The sequence below is a fragment of the Spiroplasma sp. NBRC 100390 genome, from assembly GCF_001886495.1.
In the GTDB taxonomy this organism is placed as follows: Bacteria; Bacillota_I; Bacilli_A; order Mycoplasmatales; family Mycoplasmataceae; genus Spiroplasma.
The window spans coordinates 759988-780711 of the sequence record NZ_CP018022.1; the positions used below are offsets into that span (position 1 = coordinate 759988).

Consider the following 20724-nt stretch of genomic DNA (forward strand, 5'->3'; position numbering starts at 1 on the left):
CTTCTAACTCCTTTTAACTAATCTTTAAATATAATTTAATAACATCAACTAGTGGCGGTAACATAATTAATAATCCAATTGCAATTGCCAAAATTGAATTAATTAAGGTTGCCGCGGCACAAATATCTTTAATTTTTTTAGCTTTAATATTATATTCAAATGATAATAAATCAACAAAGTTTTCAACCATCGTATTAATTAATTCAAACCCAATCACAATTCCAATTGTTAATAACAAAATCGCTCATTGTACATAGCCAAACTCATGCGGAACCATTTTTTGTAGTCAAATTCCTAGTCCAATTACAACTAATGATACAATAATATGAATAATTAAACTTGATTCTTCTTTAATTGCTGTATAAATTCCACGAAAAGCATTTGAAAACTTGTTTCGTAGTTTAAAAAAAATCTTTTTCTTTGTTGGTGATCCTTTTGCCATTATGTCTATCCCTTTCCTCTTCTCTTCCTATTCTATTGGAATTCGATGAATTTGTAAATCATTTAGAACTTTTCGTTGTAAATTAAACATTATTTCTTCTTCCGTTGGTGTTTGATGATCATAACCCAAAATATGTAACATCCCGTGGGTAAATAAAAAAGCAAATTCACGCCGCACTGAATGATTATATGTTTGTGCTTGTTCCAACGCTTTTTCATAACAAATAAAAATATCCCCCAAACTGCGTAATCCTGTTAATTGCAGTAAATCAACACTGTTTTCTTCTTCTAGAGCAAATGTAATAACATCTGCCACATAATTCTTTTGACGATATTTTTGATTTAATGTTAATTGTTCTTTTGCATCAACAATAAGCAATGATAATTCCAATGGATCAGTAATATTTAATATTGCTTTAATTTTCTGAAAAATTGCCATAAAATCAACTTGATATGGTTTAATATCAAATTTTGTTTCATTATAAATCGCAAAATCATCTTTCATTACCACACCTTGACACCTAACACTTTCTTGTTTTATTATAACAAATTAAATGATTATCTTCAGTAAATAATCTAATGTTGTTTGCTGACCAAAATAAATTTTAGCTGGTAAATATCAAAAATCAACAGTAAGATCAGTTTGATTTAAAATTAAATAATAGTTATTCTCTCATTTAATCTGTACAACCAGTGTTTGTCAATAATTTTGGACAAAATATTCTAATTTAACTTCCCTAATTTTCTTCCCAACACGTGATATCTCTTTTGGAACAAAAACATAATTTAATTCTTCCGTACTATTTTTTAAAATTGTTAAATAACCCTCATAATATAATTGAAGGGGATAATAAGCAAGCAAAACAAAAAAAGAAATTAAGAAACAACAACAATTTAACATTAAAATAATACCTTTCTTATTCATCTTTAACCGCCATTAAATTAAGTTTGGTTAAATCAATAACATTTACAAAAAATTGTTCAACAAGAGGATCGTGCCCAGCATAAATAATCATTTGCTCAGATTTCAAAGTAAATAGTAAGTTTAATAAAAGCATTTTACTTTCATAATCCACATTACTTAAAACTTCATCAATGAGATAAACATCACAAGATTGCAACAAAAGATTTAAAAATAAAATAATTTGGCGTTGCCCTTTTGATAAGTTTTCACCATTGTTGCAAACTAGTTGCTCAAGACTTAAACGATTCTGAGTTAATAATTGCTTGACAGCTGGTAATGTTAGAACTTGATAGTCACAATCCTGTTTAAAATTAATAATATTATCATAGACACTACCAACAAATAAAAAATCATCTTGATGAAACAATAATATTCTTGTTCGAATTACTTCTTCACTAAGCATTGCTAAATCAAATTGATCATTAAGGATTACTTCCCCACTTGAAATCGGCCGTAATTTTGCTAAGATTTCTAGCAAAGTTGTTTTACCCGAACCACTACGCCCTTTAATAAAACAATGTTTTGGTAAGACTATTGTTATCTTTTTTAAAATAAAATTATCATTAAGAAGATAACTTAGATTTGTAACGGTAAAAGATTTGATAGATGGCAAATCTGACCGCCTTTGTTCGTGTTGTTCTGGAAACAATAAAAATACTGTTTGTTGAAAAGCTTTTTCTAATTTCCCTTTCTCAACAATTAATCCTGATAATTGTGTTGTAAAATCATTAATAAAACTAGTTAAAGCACTATAAAACATTAAATTACCAATTGTTAAAGTCTGTTTTGTGATAAAACTCACTGCCAAATAGAAAATTAAAAAAGTAGCAAGTTGTGAAATAAAATTTAAAATTAACTTTTGAATAATATTATTTTTTTCAAAACCATAAGTTTCCATCAAAAAAGTAGTAAGTTTTTTGGTCCATTGGTAATTCAAATAACCTTCCAAATGCCGACTTTTTTGAAATTTAAAACTTTGATACAATTCTAATGTAGTATTTTCAAATTCCAATCCTTGTTGATATCAACGTTGGTATCAAAACTTGTTAATTTGTAAAAACAAAAAAGATAGGAAAAAAATAATGACATTTTCTAATAAAACAATTGCCAAAATTAAGCCATTTAAATTAAGGAGGAAAATAACTCCAATAATTAACATTAAAAAACTAAATAAAAGTTGCGGAAAAGTTGTTCCTAAAAAAGTTGCTAAAATAATGACATCTGCTTGCCGTTTTAACCATTCACTAGTAGTAAATCGTTCAAATTCAACAATAGAAAGGTGTGTTAAATTATTAACAAATGTTGTTAGCATTCTTTTTGTTATTTTTTGTTGAAAATACACAAGAATTTTTTGAAAAAAATAACTGAAAAGAACTCGAAAACAATAAATGATTAAGAAAATTGCAAAGAAAATTAAAACTTCTTGATGAAAAGTTGTTGTTAACCGATCAAAATAAACTTTAATAAAACTTTTCCCAAATAATATTAAAAAATTTACTATAACACTAAGAAAAATAGTTCACAACAAAAAACTAATTTGCTCTTTTAAAAAAAGAAAAGTTAAATAAAAAGTTTTTGTTTTATAAGTAAATTTTTTTCTTTTTTTAGTAAAAATAATTACTGCTTGAAATTTTATCATAAAATCATCAATTAAAACTCAATGCCCCTTCTCAGCACTGGGATCAGCAACAAAAAAACGATTTCCACGCCGTTGATAAATAACAACATAATGATAATAACCAGTTTCATTTAAAACATAGGCAATTAAAGGTTGTTCAAAGGTTAATGTTGATAATTCTTGTTTACTAATTTCAAAAGCAGTTAACACCAAATTATATTCATTTGCAATTTGACTTAAACTATAAACACTTAAAGCTCCTTGATAATTTTGAAAATGATGTTTTACTTCCCCAATCGTTAATTTTTGTTGATGATAGTACTCAATTAACATTGCTAAACAAGCATAACCACAGTCATCACTTTGTTCTTGTTTTACAAATGGATACCACATAAAAAACACCTCTTTTTCTAGTTATTTTTAACCAAAAAAGTGGTGTTTTCCTGTTTAAAATTATAATCAACAATGATAAACTTTACGATAGCCCGCTTTTAAACCAACACTTAAGAGTCCAAACAAGAGAACTCCACCCCCTAAAAAGGCATATCATATTGGCGGTGGCGGTGATAATTGTAATCACATGTGCACATGAGGAATGTATGGTAAAGCAAAAACAACCATTAAAATAAATAAAATTGGTAAGACCAACTGCAATGGTGGGCGGTCTTTTCAAAATGCTAATTTATCAGTACGCATAAAGAAAATCATTAGCATATGTAATAAAGCTCCTTCAGTAAACATTGTTGTTTGAAACTGCGAAATTAATTGGGCATTATTCCCTTGGTTTGGATCAACACTTCATATTAGAGCTACTGATGTTAAGATAATTCCCATCACAATAAAGTTTAAAACACTCATTAAGGTAACTGACGGACCATTTCACAAGGTAAAAGACAAAATTCCTTTTGTATCTCAACTTCGTGGCTTTTTAATATATTCAGCATTGACATTATCAAAAACAACAGCAACTTGTGAAAAATCAAACAATAAATTTTGAAATAAAATCTGAATTGGTGCCATTGGTGCAAATGATAATCATGCTGACGCAATTAATAGACTTAACATTAATCCAAAATTAGCAGCAACTGTTACTTTTAAATATTTAATAATATTAGCAAAAATGCTACGACCTTCAATAATTCCTTGTTCTAATACTAATAATGACTTTTCTAATAAAATGATATCTGATGCTTCTTTGGCAATATCAGTGGCATTATTAACAGAAATTGCAACATCACTTTTCCGTAATGCCAAAGCATCATTAATACCATCACCCATATATCCAACTTTATGATTATTACTTTGTAACGTTTCAATAATCCGTGCTTTTTGTAATGGCGTTAATTTTGCAAAAATATCATGGTTTTCAACAGCAATTATCAATTGGTCACGCGTCATATTTTCAACTTCTTCACCAACTAAAACACCGCGTGATTGTAAATTAATTTTATCACAAACAGCTAATGTGGTTTGTGGTGCATCCCCTGTTAAAATTTTCATTGTAACACCATATTTATTAATTAATTTTAAGGTTCCTTGCACATCTTTTTTAATAACATCAGTAAATGATAAAAAACCAAGAAAAATTAAGTTATTTTCATCTTCCAAACTTATTTGATTCTTGTTAATTGGTTTATAAGCCACAGCAATTAAACGAACCCCTTGTTGATTTAATAGTAACAAGTTTTCAATAATTTTTAATTTTGCTGCTTTATCAAGTGGCAAAATTTTTTGATTAACTTCATATTGGTGGCAAAGATCTAACATTTCTTCGGCGGCACCTTTCGTAACAATTATTTGTTCTGCTTTTGATGCTGTTGCTAATAAAACCGAAACACGACGACGGATAAAATCAAATGGCAATTCATCCAACAACTGATAATTTGATGCTAATTCCTTGGTATAATTAACTTTTCGATACCCAATAATAGCTTCATCAATTTGATTTTTCATTCCTAATTGGAAATAACTATTTAAATAACCATACGATAAAACCTTTGGATCATTGATTTTGTTAATATTATAATAATTTTGTAATTCAATTTTATCTTCAGTTAAAGTTCCCGTCTTATCGGTACATAAAACATCAATTGCACCTAAATTTTGAACAGCATCAAGCTGTTTAATAACAACTTTTTCTTTTGCTAAATTTTTACTTCCCCGTGTTAAATTTGCCGCAACAATCACTGGTAATGATTCAGGGGTTAACCCGACCGCAACTGAAAAAGCTAAAATTAAAGCTTCTAATCATTGCCCTGTTCGAATTCCATTTAAGACTAAAACAATTGGTACCATAATTAAAATAATTAAAATAATTAATTTAGTAATTTTCTTAATTCCAAAGTTAAAACTATTTTCTGATTCAACATTTTCTAATTGAGCATTAAGCATTCCTAAATAAGTATTAGCACCTGTCTTTAGCACAACTGCAATTGCGCTCCCAGCAACAATGCTGCTACCCATAAAACATAAATTTGATAAATCAAAAATTTGTTGTGAACCAGCATTAGCAATAATTGTTTTATAAATTGGTTCTCCCTCACCATTTAACACAGCTTGGTTAACGGATAAATTTTTAGTATAAATAATTCGCACATCACTAGGAACAATATCTCCCGTTGAAAGATAAATTAAATCACCTGGAATCAATGCTTTTGATTCAACTTTTTGCGCCTTTGCAACTAAACTTGGTAACATTGTTTCATTTACTGTTGTTAAGTTTAATTCCCCTTCTCGAATTACCATTGAAGTTTTTTTCACTAACTGCTGTAGTTCTTTTGTTGTACGAAAAGCTTTATAATCTTGAACTAAAGAAATTGTTGCACTTAAAGTCATCATAATTGCAATAATAATAGCACTAGCTAATGCTAAACTATCATTCATATTTTTTACAAAAAAAGTACCTAATTGAAATCCAAAAATAAAAATTAATAATAAATTAAAAGGATTGACAAGGGTCAAAACAATATTTTTTAACCATTTAAATTGTTGTGGTTTAATTTCCGTTGGATTAATATTTCGATGATATTCATTAACTTCATTATTATAATATCCAATTTTTTGTGCGGGAAGGTCTGCCATTATTGTTGGTAAATTATTTTGTGCCAAAGTTTTGTATTCAATAAAGATTTTCGTTTCATCAAATTGCTGTCTTGCTTTTTTCATCTGGCATAGCCCCCATTTGTCCTCTTAATCATATCATATTTTTAAAAAACCTTTTTAATAATATAAAAACAGGATAAGAATCCTGTTCAAATATTATTTATTAATTTTATGTCATTAAACCAGCTTCATATAATCGTTTGAAACGGCCTTCAACTTTTTTTAATTCATCAAAGGTTCCACTTTGAACAACTCCGCTCCCTTTTTCTAATACTAAAATTTGATCAACATTCTTAATTGTACTCAAACGATGGGCAATAATAATTGTTGTTCGCCCAGCCATTAGTTTATCTAATTCACCTTGAATTTCTTTTTCAACAATATTATCTAACGCACTTGTTGCTTCATCTAAGATTAAAATTTCTGGATTACGTAAGAACATGCGGGCAATTACTAACCGTTGTTTTTGTCCACCAGACAAAATAAATCCCCGTTCTCCTAAGACTGTTGCAAATCCTTCTGGTAGTTCAGTAATAAAATCATATAATTCCGCTTTTTTTGCTGCGGATTCACATTCAGCATCAGTGGCAGCAAAAGTTCCATAGCGAATATTATCATAAAATGTTCCATAAAGAATTTGTGGTTCTTGTTCAACATAACCGACATGATCTAAATATGATTTTAAATTAATTGTTTTTAAATTTTGATTATTATTAACATAAATTTCCCCTTTTGATGGGTCATAATAACGTAATAATAATTTTGAAATTGTTGATTTTCCAACCCCAGTTTCACCAACAAAAGCATAACTTTTTCCTTGTTTAAAATGAAAACTAAAGTTTTCTAAAATATATGGTTCATCTTCACCTTCAACATCATATTTAAACCAAACTTTATCAAAGACAATATCACCATTAATGTCTGTTAATGGTGTTGTTGTTGGATTAATATTAATCTTCGGAACTTGGTCAAAGATTTCTGCCACCCGTGTTGCTGAAGTTGAAGCTGTCGCTAAATTAGCTAATAAACGAACCACTTGAATAATTGGAAAAATTAACGAATTAATGCTCATTGTAATTGATAACATTACCGTTGGATCTAATCGATTATCATTAACAAAAACAATTCCAACAATTAAGGCAATCGTATTCATACTAGTTAATGTTGTTACAACAAAAGCAATAATAAGTGATTGAACCTTAATCGCACGCATACTTACTTTATAATATTCTTTATGAATATCATTAAAACGGTCTTTTTCATATTCATTAGTTCCTGTTGCTTTAATTAAACGAATGGCATTAATCCGATCATTAACATCACCATTCACATCAGAAACAACTTTTCGTTGTTTATACATTAAACGACGAATAAAGGTAAAACCAAACGAAGTTAATAATAAAATCCCAAACGAAACACCTAAAATAATTCCTGCTAACTCAGCAACCGTTGCTGTTCCATCCATATAAACAAGGTTTCCATTAGCATCAACAACTGGGACAATACCATTTGGACCATCTTGATATTGTAATACCCGGTTATCCAAAGTAAACATAATTGCAATACTTCCAATAAAAGTAAAGAAGGCATTTAAAAAGTTTTGTGGTACTTGAAACGCTTGATCACCTAAAATTTGGGTATCAGAAATCAACTTTGTCAAAATATCTCCCATTTTTTTATCATGATAATAATTCATATCTAAATCAACTAATTTATTTAGAACCTTAATTCGAATATCAATCTCAATTTTTCGAGAAATTGAACCCCCAACTAAACTTTGCAAATACAAGAAAAAGCCAGAAACAATAAATGTTGCTGCAAACCCAATTGCTCAATATAATAATGTTCCCCATGGCATTGAAGGATCATTAATGCTTGATCGTGCTAACATTCCGCTTGTTAATTGTGTCATAACAATATTTGTTAACTTTGGTAACGCCACTGTAATCCCACAGGTGATAATAACAAAAATAATTAAACATAATCACCGTAATCAAAATTGTTTATAATAAATTGATAATAATTTAAAAAACCCCATTGGATTTGTTTTTTTCTTGTTCCCCTTAACCAATTCTTGTTTCCCTTGAACATTGGATAAATTTGTACTATCACTATTTTTACTCATAATTTACTCCTTTTGTTTAATGATTGTTAAACACTTAACAAAATTATTATACGAATTTTAAAAAAAATTACAAGATATTTTTACAAATTTGTTAAATATTTAACATTTATTTACTAAATGGTTTTATTTCATTTTTAAAAAACGTTACAATTTTTTCTAAATCAGTTAATAACTTTTCATAATTTAGTTCAGATAATGTTTGCTCAATTTTTTGATCTAATTCATCAACCAGCATAAAAACAATTGGTTTTAATGTGAACCACTTTTCTGTTGGTGCTAAATAAATTACTTTCTTATTATTTTCTGGATGCACTTTAATAACATAACCCTTATGCACTAATTTTTTTGAAATAATACTAATATTAGCACGTGATTGATTAACAACTTGTGCTAATTCATTCATCGTATAGTTTGGAAATCGTTCAATTAAAATTAATAATCAAATATTTGAGATTTGAAAATCATCGAAACCATGTTTTTGTAACTCATTTTCAATTTGTTGTGAAAAAGCTTTATTAATATAACCAAGGTACCGAAACAACCTTCCCCGACACAATTCTCCTTCTAAGCCTATTTTGTTTGACATAAGTTTCTTCTCCTTATCATTTTTGTCCTAAATTTGTTCCTTTTTATTATCTTAACATAGATTAAAATAATGTTAAACATTTAACAAATATTAATGAAAAAAATGTTCTGTGCTATTAATAGCACAGAACATTTAATTTTCTAAATCATGAATTGGATTATTGTTGGTTAAAATTTCAATTTCAAAAACAATATTTTTTGCTGTTAACTTTCCTTTTTTCTCATCATTTACCCGAAAAGCATAATTATTATAAACAAATTCTTTAATATCGTTCTTTGGTTTTGTTAAATCATACCCCGTTTGCTGAGTAAATCATTGGTATAGTGTTTGTCCAGCACTTGCTGGTGGCGCTGCTAAATGCAAGTATTTTTGAAAAACCTTCTTAACTGCGGTACTCCCATGAATTCAAAACATATGATGACCAATTTCTTTTACTTGTCCAGTTTCATCATCTTCATCATATATTTCGCCAACAAGTTCTTCTAAAATATCTTCCATTGTAACAACGCCAAGAAAATCATTACTATCATCATTAGTACTGACAATTGCCATATGTAACTGTTCTTGTTGAAATAATTCTAAAGCATCATCTAATTTTAAATAACGGGAGAAAAAGATTGGTTCTGAAACTAACTCTTTAATTTGAACTTCTTGATGATCAATTACAGCAATAAAAACATCTTTAATGTTTAAGATTCCAATTACTTTTTCTGTGTCTGGAGTTAAAACTGGCATTCTTGTAAAACGTTCTTCTTTATAGAAACGTTGTAGTTCTCGTCATGTTGTATTACTATAAATTGCTTTAACTTTTTCTTTTGGTCGCATAATTGAACCAATCGTCTTTTCATCAAAGGTAATTGCTGATTCAATTAACTCCTTTTCATTTTTTTCTAAAACCCCTTCTGATTCAATTGTTGAAATTAACTCTAATAATTCATTCTCTGTTGTTGAAACACCATCTTTTTGTTTTCGTAAGATTAACACCCATGTAAATGGATAAAATAAAATTTTTCAAATTCATAAAATGTAAGCTGAAAAAATCGAAAACTTTTCAGGAAAGGTTTTTGCAATTGTTTTTGGTACTAATTCACCAAAAATTAATACCGTAAAACCAATCACAATCGTAGAAACTCAAGTTGCTGTTTCGGTATTGCTAATTAAGGTTGCAAAAAACAGGGTTCCAATCGTTGCTAAAGCAGTATTAATTAATGTGTTTGCAATTAAGATGGTTGCTAAAGTTCGATCATAATCTTTCACTAATTTATAAACGCGTTTTGCTTTACGAATATTTTTATTCGTGGTTTTGTTCTTGCGTTTGCTAACCTTATTTTTCGCCATTTGTTTCAAGCGAATTACATTAATTGAAGTAATTGCTGTTTCTGATGCAGAAAAGAAACTGGAAAAAATTAACAAAATAATCATTATTGGTAACAATACAGCAAGAGCGGTAGCCGTATCCATCATCAGTTTTACACCCCTTTATAACTTGTTCTGTTATTTATACATTATATATATTATATCCTTTTCCTTTAATTTTCTACCAGTAATCCAACAAAATATTTAATATTTTCTGTTAAAATCAAAAAAAATAATGTATAGTTATAAATAGACAACATCAATTATAATTAATTCTTAGGAGGAATAAAAATGAGAAAACTGCTAAGCACAATGGCAGCCCTAACAATTGTATCAACCACAGCAACGACTGTAATTGCTTGTTCTGATAAAAATATGGCATATTACACCCAATTCATGGATGGAGTCAATAACAAGGAAAATTTTATTTTTATGGTATCAGCACAAAATTGTATTCACTGTGAAAATACCAATGATACGACAATCGCTGATTTATATACTAATGGGCACGGAAATCAAAAATTTAATGATTATTTAGCAGGAAAATATGGTGCCCAATATGCCTTAAATAGTTACCCCGTTAGCGCTGAAGAACAAGCAAAAATTAAAAAAACACGTTTAATTGTTACTAGTGATATCAAAGATTTTAACGGTATTTGGCAACAAAAATGAGCAAAAAAAATTGCGGACTGAATCGTAACCCAAGAACGTAATGCCCATAAAATTAATGGTGAAATTGATAAAAGTATTACCGCTGAATCATTAGGATTAAACGGAACACCAACTTATGTTTATGTTAAAAATGGTAATTATGTTGGTTTTGAAACTGGTGAAATTGGTAATTTAGAGACTGGAGCAAATCCTAACCTATGAATGCAACGTTTTATTAAACACATGGTTTTAGAAGATTGAGATACTGATCATAATAAAAAATAATAAAAAATACTCAGATTAATAGTCTGGGTATTTTTTTAATTAAGCATTGTTAATATTGCATTAAAGATAATAAATAAATGATTATAAATTATTTGGTGGGTATACATTTTGCGTCGATCATTAATAATGATTGGCGCTCTTGTTGTCAAATTTGTCTCTAAAATCGGTGAGTTCTCTTTTAAGATAAATTTAATATTATCACAAGGTAATGGTTTATCACTATGTTTTAAAACATTAAATAAATAAGTTTGGTTAGTATCAACAATGATCCAAATAACAAGATCATCTTTTGTTAGTTTTTCTAAAAACCTTTTTGCAATAAAATCATGGGTCGTCATACTTGTATCAAACCCAAGTCCTAATAATTGATGATAAAAATTAATTAATAAGTCTAAATGTGTGTGCTCACCAATTAAATAAATTTTATTAGTTGTTTTTAGCATTGTTTTTAATTCTAGAATTGATGCTAAATTTTCATTTAATAGTTTTGTCATCATAACAGTGTGATTTGCCACTAAATCCTTAATTGTGTTTTCTAAAGGGTTAATACGGTGTAATTGATTAAGTTTTTTTAAATTATCTAATTCATAACGAAAAAAAATATAAAATTCTTTTCAACCAGTAAAACCTAGCATTTTACAAAACTTCGTTACCGATGAGACACTTGTATGTGATGTTTCTGCAACATCATTAATAATAAAAGTTTCGTTTGGTAATTTAGCAAAATTTAAAATAGTTTGTGCAATGATACCATTAACAGTATCATCATTACGATTAATAATTTCTTCTAACTTCTCAAGAATATTAGTTCTCAATTGCATGTTCCCCACCTGATCATTCCATGTTTTAATTCCTCAACTTTCAATTGTGATTATAATAAACTTGGAATGAAAAAAATTTGAGAGTTTATGAAAAATATTTTCCTAGTCGACGCCGTCTGTTCGATCCTTTACAACTGCTTCAATTTTTGCTAGAACGGTGAATAATTCTTCAAATTCAAACTTTTCAATTTGGTTACATACATGTTGGACATTATTTAATTCCATTTTAACCTCCTTTCAAGCACAAAATTACCAGTTGTAACGCCTTTTTCCTTGCAAAGAAAAAACTTTGCCCGAAGACAAAGTTCTAAATAATACTAACATTTAAATTATATTGTTTAGCAACTTCTGGTTTATCTGTTACTAAATATGAAACATCTTTTGTTTCATAAAACTTAAAAAATCCCACCTTATCAAATTTAGTACTATCTGCTAACAGAATTTTTGTTTGTACTCGTGCTAATGCTGCTAATTCAACCCGGGCTTCTTCTTCATTACTTTTATAAACTGCCCCTGTTTCATCAATTGTATTTGCTGAGAAAATAACTTTTGAAAACTGAATTAATGATAAACTTTCTTCACAAAGCGAGCCATAAAAAGCTTGTGATTTCTCTCGTAATTTACCCCCAATTAAAACATTATATTGAACATTAGAATTGTCTTTTGCCAATTGCAAAATTCGAAATGAATTAGTAACAATTTTAACGGGTTTATCAATTAAAGTCACAAAAACTTCACAAGTTGAACCAGCCCCCACAAAAATAACATCATTTTTTTCTAAAAGATTTAAAATCTTTTTGGCAATAATCATTTTTTTATCAAAATTAATACTACTTGCACGAACATCAATACTACACGACTTATTATGAACCCCCAAAAAGTTAATTCCACCATAAGACATTGTGATGATACCTTCATTTTCAAGTTCTTTTAAATCACGACGGGCTGTTGTGGCAGAAATATTAAATTTTGAAACATATTCAAGAACATGATTCATTTCGTGGAAAGGTTTTTGGCAGAGATATTCCAATAATAAGTCTTTTCGTTGGACTCTATGCATAATATTCTTTACTCCTTTTTACTATTTAACTTTGTCCATTTTAATTATAACAAAAAATATTATTTATCAAAATTCTCCAAAAACTTTCGTAGATTTTCGACAAGTTTTCAACTACGTAAAACTTGATGTAATTCATCAGGACTTGCTTTTTGCATTGCCCCAATACTATCAAAATGAAGATTTAAAGCTTTAATTCGTTGTGATCCCAATCCTGGAACTGACTCTAAAATGCTTGTTGTTAATGCTTTTGTTTGTCGACGACGAAAACTACTAATTGCAAAATGATGAACATCATCTTGGATTTTTGTTAAAAATAAAAATAAGCGACTACTTTTATTAAGGTAAACCTTTTCTTTTGTCAAATTAAGAAGATGATCAGTTTTATGTTGATCATTTTTAACTAATCCAATAACAGGGATTGTTAAATTTAATTTTGTTAATTCATTTAAACAAGCATTAACCTGTTGAATTCCCCCATCCATGATAATTAAATTTGGTAATGGCTGGTCAGTTTCAATAGCTTTTTGATAACGCCGTGCAACAACCGCAGCAATCCGATGAGCATCATCTTGTTCAATAATAGCAAGATTATATTTGCGATAATCATTCCGTGATGGGCGACCATTTTTATAAACAATCACCCCACCAGTGACAAATTCATCATTAATATTTGCAATATCAATCATTTCAATTAAATAGGGTAATTCATTTAAATGTAAAAGATTTTGTAATTCTTGTAAAACTTCAACATTATTTAGTTGGCGCTGAGCTGTTGATTGTGATTGCAGGTAAGACTCATAACTGTTGTCGGTTGCTAGCCGCATAATTGTTTTTTCCGCTCGGGTTTGGGGATGAAAGACACGATTATCAAATAATAAATTTAATTCTGGTAAAGCAATTGCTTCATTAACAATAATCTTAGTCGGTAAAATATTTTTCTGATAAATATTTTGCAAATACAACCGATATAACTCTTGATAATCATCTTCAACTGTTACTTGATAATATTCATAATCCTTATAACTTAGTTTTCCAGCACGATAAAACAAAGTTGTTAACACTAAATTATGATCAGTTTGATATAAACTAATTACATCTAAATTTTCATTTTGATTTAGCATTTCAACTGTTTGTGACGATAAAGTTCAATCTAAATTACGAATTAATAATTTTAACTTTTGAGCCTCTTCAAATTGCAAATTATTTGCTGCTTGTAACATTCGTTTTTCTAAAAGTTCTTTTGTTTCATTAAAATTTCCTTTAAAAAAAGCATGAACTTTTTTAATCATTGCTGCATAGTATTCTTTTGGAACTGGCTTAAAACAAGCACCAGAGCATTGGTTAATATGATAATATAAACACGGTTTACCAAGATTTCCTTTACAACGTCGTAACGGATATAATCGTTCTAAAACTTTAATAATTTCACGAGCATGGCTTCCTTCGGGAAACGGGCCATAATAACGGGCATATTTTTTATGAATATTACGAACATATAAATATTGGGGATCTTCTTCTTTAGTAATAACAATATATGGATAATGTTTATCATCATTTAATAAAATATTATATTTTGGTTTATATTGTTTTATTAAATTATGTTCTAAAATTAAAGCTTCTTTTTCTGTTTTTGTAATAATTGTTTCTAGTCGCGTAATTTCTTGGACCAAACGAGTTGTTTTATAATTATAAACTTTATTAAAGTACGAACTAACCCGACTTCGTAAATTTTTTGCTTTTCCAACATATAACACTTGGTTATAATTATTAAAAAATAAATAACATCCTGGTTTTGATGGTAAAATTTCAACTTGTTCTTTTAATGATAACTTTGTTGCCATTTCTTGTTTTTCCCCTTAGATTATATTAATATTTTATGCTTAATTACCTTAATTAGCAACTAAGATTAAATTTCTAAAAATAAAAAAAACTACTTTTAATAAAATAGTTTTGTTAATTTTTTAACGCTTTTTTTGATTCATCCACTAACATTTTAAATTCACTTGGATTATGAATTGCTAATTCTGATAACATCTTACGATTCACTTCAATATTAGCTTTATTTAATCCATTCATAAATTGCGAATATGACATATCATGTTCACGCACAGCGGCATTAATTCTTTGAATTCATAATGAACGAAAATCTCTTTTACGTTGTTTCCGATCACGAAAGGCATATGCCAATGATTTCATTACTTGTTCTTTTGCCTTTTTGTAATGGGTTGATTTTGTTCCAAAATATCCTTTTGCTTGTTTAATAATTTTTTTACGACGTTTTCTTGTTGTTGGTCCGCCTTTAACTCTTGCCATGTTTCAATACTCCCTTCTTGTCTAAATTAATCTTGTAGTAATTGTTTTAGTCTACTTTGATCCGTATAATCCATTACCCCCGCTTTACGTAGGTGACGTTTTTGTTTTGTTGATTTATTTTGAGCTAAGTGTGAAGTATAAGCATGAGCAATCTTTCATTTTCCCGTTCCAGTCACTTTTACTCGTTTTGCTAACGATTTTTTTGTTTTCATTTTTGGCATAATTTTCCCTCCTTCTTTTATCTTAATAGTTAATTTAATTAATTATTTTTTCGGTACGACATACATATCTAAAAACAAACCATTTAATTGGGGTTCTTTTTCCACTTTTGCTAAATCTTCAATATAACTAAAGAATTTATCTAATGTTTCTTTCCCAAATTCAGGGCGAGCAACTTCACGACCACGAAACTTTAATGAAATTTTAACACGATTACCATCCATTAAAAATTCACGAACTTTTTTTGCTTTAAATTCTAAATCATGATCACCAATTCCAGTACGTAACCGCATTTCTTTATTTTCAGTTACATGTTGATTTTTCTTGTTTTCTTTTTCTTTCTTTTTTTGTTCATATTTATATTTTCCATAATCAACTAGCTTTGCTACTGGTGGATTTGAAACCGCTGATACTAGTAATAAATCAAAGCCTCTTTCTTCCGCAAAACGAATTGCTTCATTACGTCCTAATGGTCCAATTCTGCTACCATCATCCATAATAATTAAAACTTCTCGTGCTCTAATATCATAATTCACTTGATCAATATTTTTATTGTTTTTAGTAGGTTGATTCATCCAATCCCTCCATTGTAATTAATTAAAAAAACGCTCAAAAGTAGCGCTTTAATTAACAAGAATTATATCTTAAACAATTAATTATTAATCGTTATAAATCTAATTTAATCTTGTAAAACCTATTAACCACACTAAAGGGCATAGGTGAGCATTAGCTACTTTAACATTTTCCAAGGATAATTATATGTTTTTTATATAATTTAGTCAAGATAATTATTATTTTTGTTGTAAAAGTATCTAAATTTACTTATTTTTTACTCAATTAAATTACTATTTTTAAAACATCTGACACATCATAACAGCCATACAAAAAACCATCCCCAGCAAACATCAATTCAGATAGCCCTCTTTTCAACTTAACTAAAAGTAATAAGTTTTGTTCTTTTATTCTATGATTCTTCATCAAATCCACCCGATAAACTCCCCTATTACTATCTTTGTTAACAACAGCATAAAAAAACCATTCCAAGCAGCAGCAGACACTATATTCCTTATTTCCCCACTAAAAATAAAATGTGTACCTTTTCTAGCATTATGCAAATATATCGGGTAAATAATACTGTCATCATCAAAAATATATAGATAGTACAAGATATCGTTCACCAAAAATAGCTCTTTTTGCCTTGTTTTTCCTCCTATAACATTTACTCACAAAAAGCTATTACCATTCTTCAAATCCACCCGATAAATAACACTTCCTCCATCAACCTCACCAAGAACATACAAAAAAACCATCCCCAGCAAAAAGCAATTTTTTCAAATCATTAAACATTTTAAATTCTTTATGATTTTGTAAAGTAACCTTAATTAAATTATTATACCCCATAATTAATTTACTTGTTGCTTGTGCTGTAATAACAATCCAAATATTGACACTACCTTTAGTCAAATTAATCTGTTGATATGAACCCTTATTTTCATCACCATAAATATCATAATGATAATCGACATTTAATTGTGCTTTATTACTAATTGTTTTAACTACTTGTTCAATAACGGAATTATAAACATTACGAATATCATCTCTTGATACTCTCTCAGGATTTGGGACAGACAATAATTCTGGTCCAACCAAAGTTTTAATTTCAGCAATGTTTGATTTTTTTTCGCCTAACATTGGTAATGTTACTGCTAAATAATTAGTGTTATTAACTAAAAACTTACTATTAGGTCTTGCTTTAATCATTACTCAAATTTTAGCTGCACTTGTTACTAAATTAACCGGTTGAAAAACAGCACCCTTATTATCTGAAAAAAGATGATAATCATAATCGTCAAAAGTTGCTCCCCGTGAATGGATAATAACTTCTTGAAGAATTAAGTATTTTAAACTATCTTTAATCTCGTTTTCTTCAACTTTGTAAATATTTTTTGCATTAATCATCTCAGGACTTTTAATTCTTGTAATTGCGCTTAAATCATAAAGAACTACTTGTGTTCTTTGATGCAAATATAAATATAATTGTCATCCCCCAATACTAGCAGCAACAAGAAACAGTAATAAAGCAACACCTAATATTACAAAAATTTTTATTAGTTTTTTATTGCGGTGATCCAACATTACAAATGTTTTTCTTAATCCTTGTACAATTTGATGTTGATTGTCCTTTAAATTTTCAATTGTTTGCGTCAATGCCTGTTCATTGGGAACACCACTATTATCAACAACTAATTTTTTTGGTTGTGATACAATATCTCGGGAAGGTACATCCCGATAAACATTAACTGTATTATATTGAAGTTGTGTTTCTAAAATATATGATGGTAAAATAATTTGTCCTTGTTTTAGTAATTCCTTTGCTTCTGAAGATAAATATCGAATATTATTTTGCAGAAAAAAACCATATAATTCTCTATTATGTTTAATCAGTGCAAATGGAATAATATTTTGATAAGTACTTACTTGATCATTAACAATAATTTGATAGAATTGCATTGTTTTAATAAGCTCAGGTTTTTTTTCTTTAATCGATGACATAATCTTCTGAAAGTTAGTCTTACACTTATCACATAATTTATTATAGTTAAAAGTAATTTTAGAATCCATATGAACTGCTCCTCAATATTCTAACTTTAGTAAAATTAATTTTGGAGCCTTTTAAATTATAGTCATTTAAGTAAATAATGTGTTCATAATTAGTTTAATTTTACTATAAGTAAAAGAGTAAATCAAGGATACTTTTTTCCTCGTTATTAAATATACTAATATGTACCTTATTAATTTTGCCATAATGAAGCCTTTTTTTATCCTTAAGGATTTATTTTAAAATTGTACTTTTTGATAAAACAAAAAAGGATTTTAATTACATATTTTTAAAAAAATTATAATTAAATTGAAAAAGGATTTGCTTTTTAAATAAAAACGAATTTGAATCTGATTTTATTATTGATTTAATTGTTCATGAAACTGTTTTAACATTATTTGTTGGTCACTTGTTAAAATATCAATATTAGCTACTAAAGCATCAAAAGTGGTTAAAGTATATAATGGAATTTGTAATTCGTTAAAAGCTGTTATAGCTTTTTTTAATTGATAATTAAAAATTGCTATAACAGCTACAACTTCCAATCCCGCTTGTTGTAACGTCTTGACAACTTCAATCGCAGAGCCACCGGTAGAAATTAAATCTTCAATCACAATCACGCGTTGTCCTGATTGATAAACTCCCTCAATTTGATTTTGTTTACCATGCTCTTTTTTACTACCTCGAACATATCCAAATGGTAATTGTAATAAATGCCCTAATAATGCAGCATGCGGAATCCCGGCCGTTGCTGTCCCAAAAATATTTTCAATTTTAATTCCTGCTAATTTGGAGTGAACAATATGGGCAAATTCTTGAATAATTGCTCACCGTAATTGTGGATATCCCATAATTAAACGATTATCAATATAAACTGGTGATTTAATGCCTGATGCTCATGTATATAATTTAATTGTATCAACATTAATTGCTTTAATATTGACTAATTCAGTAATAATTTTTTTCATTTTATCCTTCTGCTCCTTCTGTAAAAATTGCTAAAATTTCTTGATAAACCGCAAATGGGTCAGAGGCCATTGTAATTGCACGACCAACTACTAAATAATCTACCCCTAATCTCTTTGCTGCTAATGGTGTTGCAATCCGTTTTTGATCAGTTTGATTTAATGTTAATTGAATACCAGGAGTTACTGTTTTTAAATTCGGAAAGTATTGTTTAATCAAGGTTACTTCTGATGGAGCACAAATAACACCATAAAAATGATTATCAACAGCCATTCTAGCTAAATTTTTAACCAACTTGTTTGTTGTCAATGTTGAAGATAAAAACATTTCTTGTATATCCATGTTATCTAAACTAGTTAAAACTGTTACTCCCAATAATTTAATATTCGTATCTTGTACAATGTTATACGCTAATTCCAAGGTTTTTTGCCCACTTGTTAAATGAATTGTCACAAAATCAACTTGGTATTGTTTTAAAGCGTTTAACGCCTTTTCAACTGTCACAGGAATATCATTCAATTTTAAATCTAAAAAAATCGTATGCCCTTGTTCTTTTAAATCAGAAATAATTTCAAAACCAACCGCATAAATTAATTCCATTCCGACCTTCAGTGCTAATTGTTGCTGTGGAAATTTTGCTAAAAAACCTTCTAATTGTTCCCGTGAATTAAAATCACATGCAATAAAAACCTTATTCATTTTTTCCCTCCTTTTGATGAGCAATTCCAACAATTTCACTAATATTATTTAGTTGATGTTGCTGACAATATTCTAATAATCCCGACTTAATCTCTCTTACTAAATTAGGATTTGTAAACAAACTAGTTCCAACCGCAACCACCCTAGCTCCAGCCATTAAAAATTCTAAGACATCATTTGTTGAACTAACACCACCCATCCCAATAATTGGAATATTAACAACACTAGCAACTTCATAAACCATCCGAACAGCAATTGGTTTAATACAAGGACCACTTAATCCACCAATAATATTCCCTAAGGTCGGTTTTTTGGTTTTAAGATCAATTTGCATTGCTGGAATTGTATTAATTAAGCTAATTGCATCAGCATGTTCTTCTTGACAAATCAGAGCAAACTGCTTAATATCAGTCACCGATGGTGATAATTTAACAATCAATTTCTTTTTTGTTAAGACACGTCGTACCCGCTTGACAATTTCTCGCGTAATAACTGGATCGGTTCCAAATAAAATTCCCCCTTCTTTTACATTTGGACAAGAAATATTTAATTCAACAAAAGTAATGGTAGAAATATTGTTAATTGCTTTTGCCAAAGTTTCATATTCTTCAATTGTTTTTCCATTTAAATTAACAACAATTGGAATTTGAAAAGCTTGAAAAGTTGGGACAATTTTTGCCTGAAATTCCTTTAACCCCGGATTTTCTAAACCAATGGAATTAATAATTCCCCCCGTCACTTCTGCCAACCGTGGCGACGCATTCCCTGATCGTGGTTCTAAGGTAATCCCCTTTGTTGTTAACATTCCTAATTCATTAACAGCAAAGAAATCTTGATAACATTCACCATAACCAAAGGTTCCACTGGCAGTTGTTAACGGGGCATTTAAGGTATATCCTAAAAACTCTGTTTTTAACAT

General features: G+C 28.7%; 21 protein-coding genes. 1 reads left to right on the forward strand and 20 read right to left on the reverse strand.

Going from position 1 to position 20724, the window contains the following annotated elements; genetic code table 4:
* Positions 1 to 13: 13 nt before the first annotated feature.
* The 8 genes from S100390_RS03355 to S100390_RS03390 all read right to left on the reverse strand — a co-directional run bounded on the left by S100390_RS03355 (position 14) and on the right by S100390_RS03390 (position 10300).
* Positions 14 to 442, reverse strand: coding sequence for a diacylglycerol kinase family protein (locus S100390_RS03355; RefSeq protein WP_070406878.1), 429 nt, complete (start codon positions 440 to 442; stop codon positions 14 to 16).
* Between the two features lie 27 nt (positions 443 to 469).
* Entirely contained in the window at positions 470 to 946 is a 477-nt protein-coding gene (ybeY, locus tag S100390_RS03360; RefSeq protein ID WP_070406879.1) for an rRNA maturation RNase YbeY, read from the reverse strand.
* A 45-nt stretch (positions 947 to 991) separates the two neighbouring features.
* On the reverse strand, positions 992 to 1366 hold the full coding sequence (locus tag S100390_RS03365; RefSeq protein WP_070406880.1) for a hypothetical protein: 375 nt from the start codon (positions 1364 to 1366) through the stop codon (positions 992 to 994).
* Complete coding sequence (locus tag S100390_RS03370; protein WP_070406881.1) at positions 1359 to 3416, reverse strand: cysteine peptidase family C39 domain-containing protein; 2058 nt, start codon at positions 3414 to 3416, stop codon at positions 1359 to 1361. The genes S100390_RS03365 and S100390_RS03370 overlap by 8 nt, the downstream gene beginning before the upstream one ends.
* A gap of 60 nt (positions 3417 to 3476) precedes the next feature.
* Positions 3477 to 6188, reverse strand: coding sequence for a magnesium-translocating P-type ATPase (mgtA, locus tag S100390_RS03375; RefSeq protein WP_070406882.1), 2712 nt, complete (start codon positions 6186 to 6188; stop codon positions 3477 to 3479).
* 106 nt (positions 6189 to 6294) lie between these two features.
* Positions 6295 to 8250, reverse strand: coding sequence for an ABC transporter ATP-binding protein (locus S100390_RS03380; RefSeq protein WP_070406883.1), 1956 nt, complete (start codon positions 8248 to 8250; stop codon positions 6295 to 6297).
* A 106-nt stretch (positions 8251 to 8356) separates the two neighbouring features.
* Positions 8357 to 8836 (reverse strand): MarR family winged helix-turn-helix transcriptional regulator, encoded by a 480-nt coding sequence (locus S100390_RS03385; protein WP_070406884.1) that lies wholly within the window; start codon positions 8834 to 8836, stop codon positions 8357 to 8359.
* A 132-nt stretch (positions 8837 to 8968) separates the two neighbouring features.
* Positions 8969 to 10300 (reverse strand): hemolysin family protein, encoded by a 1332-nt coding sequence (locus tag S100390_RS03390; protein ID WP_071890213.1) that lies wholly within the window; start codon positions 10298 to 10300, stop codon positions 8969 to 8971.
* A gap of 183 nt (positions 10301 to 10483) precedes the next feature.
* Between S100390_RS03390 and S100390_RS03395 the strand changes: the two genes are divergently transcribed.
* Positions 10484 to 11128, forward strand: a complete 645-nt coding sequence (locus tag S100390_RS03395; protein WP_070406886.1) for a hypothetical protein — start codon at positions 10484 to 10486, stop codon at positions 11126 to 11128.
* A gap of 35 nt (positions 11129 to 11163) precedes the next feature.
* On the opposite strand, the gene S100390_RS03400 is transcribed toward S100390_RS03395, so the two are convergent.
* From S100390_RS03400 to S100390_RS03450, 12 genes are all read right to left on the reverse strand, one after another.
* Positions 11164 to 11949, reverse strand: a complete 786-nt coding sequence (locus S100390_RS03400; RefSeq protein WP_070406887.1) for a MurR/RpiR family transcriptional regulator — start codon at positions 11947 to 11949, stop codon at positions 11164 to 11166.
* A gap of 102 nt (positions 11950 to 12051) precedes the next feature.
* Entirely contained in the window at positions 12052 to 12174 is a 123-nt protein-coding gene (locus S100390_RS05630) for a hypothetical protein (protein ID WP_257784772.1), read from the reverse strand.
* An 82-nt stretch (positions 12175 to 12256) separates the two neighbouring features.
* Positions 12257 to 13009 carry a DeoR/GlpR family DNA-binding transcription regulator gene (locus S100390_RS03405; protein WP_070406888.1) on the reverse strand — a complete coding sequence of 251 codons (753 nt, stop codon included), beginning with the start codon at positions 13007 to 13009 and terminating at the stop codon, positions 12257 to 12259.
* Positions 13010 to 13068: 59 nt separating this feature from the next.
* Positions 13069 to 14850 (reverse strand): excinuclease ABC subunit UvrC, encoded by a 1782-nt coding sequence (gene uvrC / locus S100390_RS03410; RefSeq protein ID WP_070406889.1) that lies wholly within the window; start codon positions 14848 to 14850, stop codon positions 13069 to 13071.
* A gap of 112 nt (positions 14851 to 14962) precedes the next feature.
* On the reverse strand, positions 14963 to 15322 hold the full coding sequence (gene rplT / locus S100390_RS03415) for a 50S ribosomal protein L20 (protein ID WP_070406890.1): 360 nt from the start codon (positions 15320 to 15322) through the stop codon (positions 14963 to 14965).
* A gap of 26 nt (positions 15323 to 15348) precedes the next feature.
* Positions 15349 to 15543: a 50S ribosomal protein L35 gene (rpmI, locus tag S100390_RS03420; RefSeq protein WP_070406891.1), complete on the reverse strand. Its 195-nt coding sequence runs from the start codon at positions 15541 to 15543 to the stop codon at positions 15349 to 15351.
* 42 nt (positions 15544 to 15585) lie between these two features.
* On the reverse strand, positions 15586 to 16116 hold the full coding sequence (infC, locus tag S100390_RS03425; protein WP_070406892.1) for a translation initiation factor IF-3: 531 nt from the start codon (positions 16114 to 16116) through the stop codon (positions 15586 to 15588).
* Between the two features lie 262 nt (positions 16117 to 16378).
* Positions 16379 to 16519 (reverse strand): hypothetical protein, encoded by a 141-nt coding sequence (locus tag S100390_RS05420; RefSeq protein WP_156768780.1) that lies wholly within the window; start codon positions 16517 to 16519, stop codon positions 16379 to 16381.
* A gap of 258 nt (positions 16520 to 16777) precedes the next feature.
* A complete protein-coding gene (locus S100390_RS03435; RefSeq protein WP_070406894.1) occupies positions 16778 to 18163 on the reverse strand; it encodes a hypothetical protein in 1386 nt (461 codons plus the stop codon).
* A 336-nt stretch (positions 18164 to 18499) separates the two neighbouring features.
* Positions 18500 to 19108 carry an orotate phosphoribosyltransferase gene (gene pyrE, locus S100390_RS03440; protein ID WP_070406895.1) on the reverse strand — a complete coding sequence of 203 codons (609 nt, stop codon included), beginning with the start codon at positions 19106 to 19108 and terminating at the stop codon, positions 18500 to 18502.
* Position 19109: 1 nt separating this feature from the next.
* On the reverse strand, positions 19110 to 19805 hold the full coding sequence (gene pyrF / locus S100390_RS03445; RefSeq protein WP_070406896.1) for an orotidine-5'-phosphate decarboxylase: 696 nt from the start codon (positions 19803 to 19805) through the stop codon (positions 19110 to 19112).
* Positions 19798 to 20724 (reverse strand): dihydroorotate dehydrogenase, encoded by a 927-nt coding sequence (locus S100390_RS03450; protein ID WP_070406897.1) that lies wholly within the window; start codon positions 20722 to 20724, stop codon positions 19798 to 19800. Before S100390_RS03450 ends, pyrF begins: the two co-directional genes overlap by 8 nt.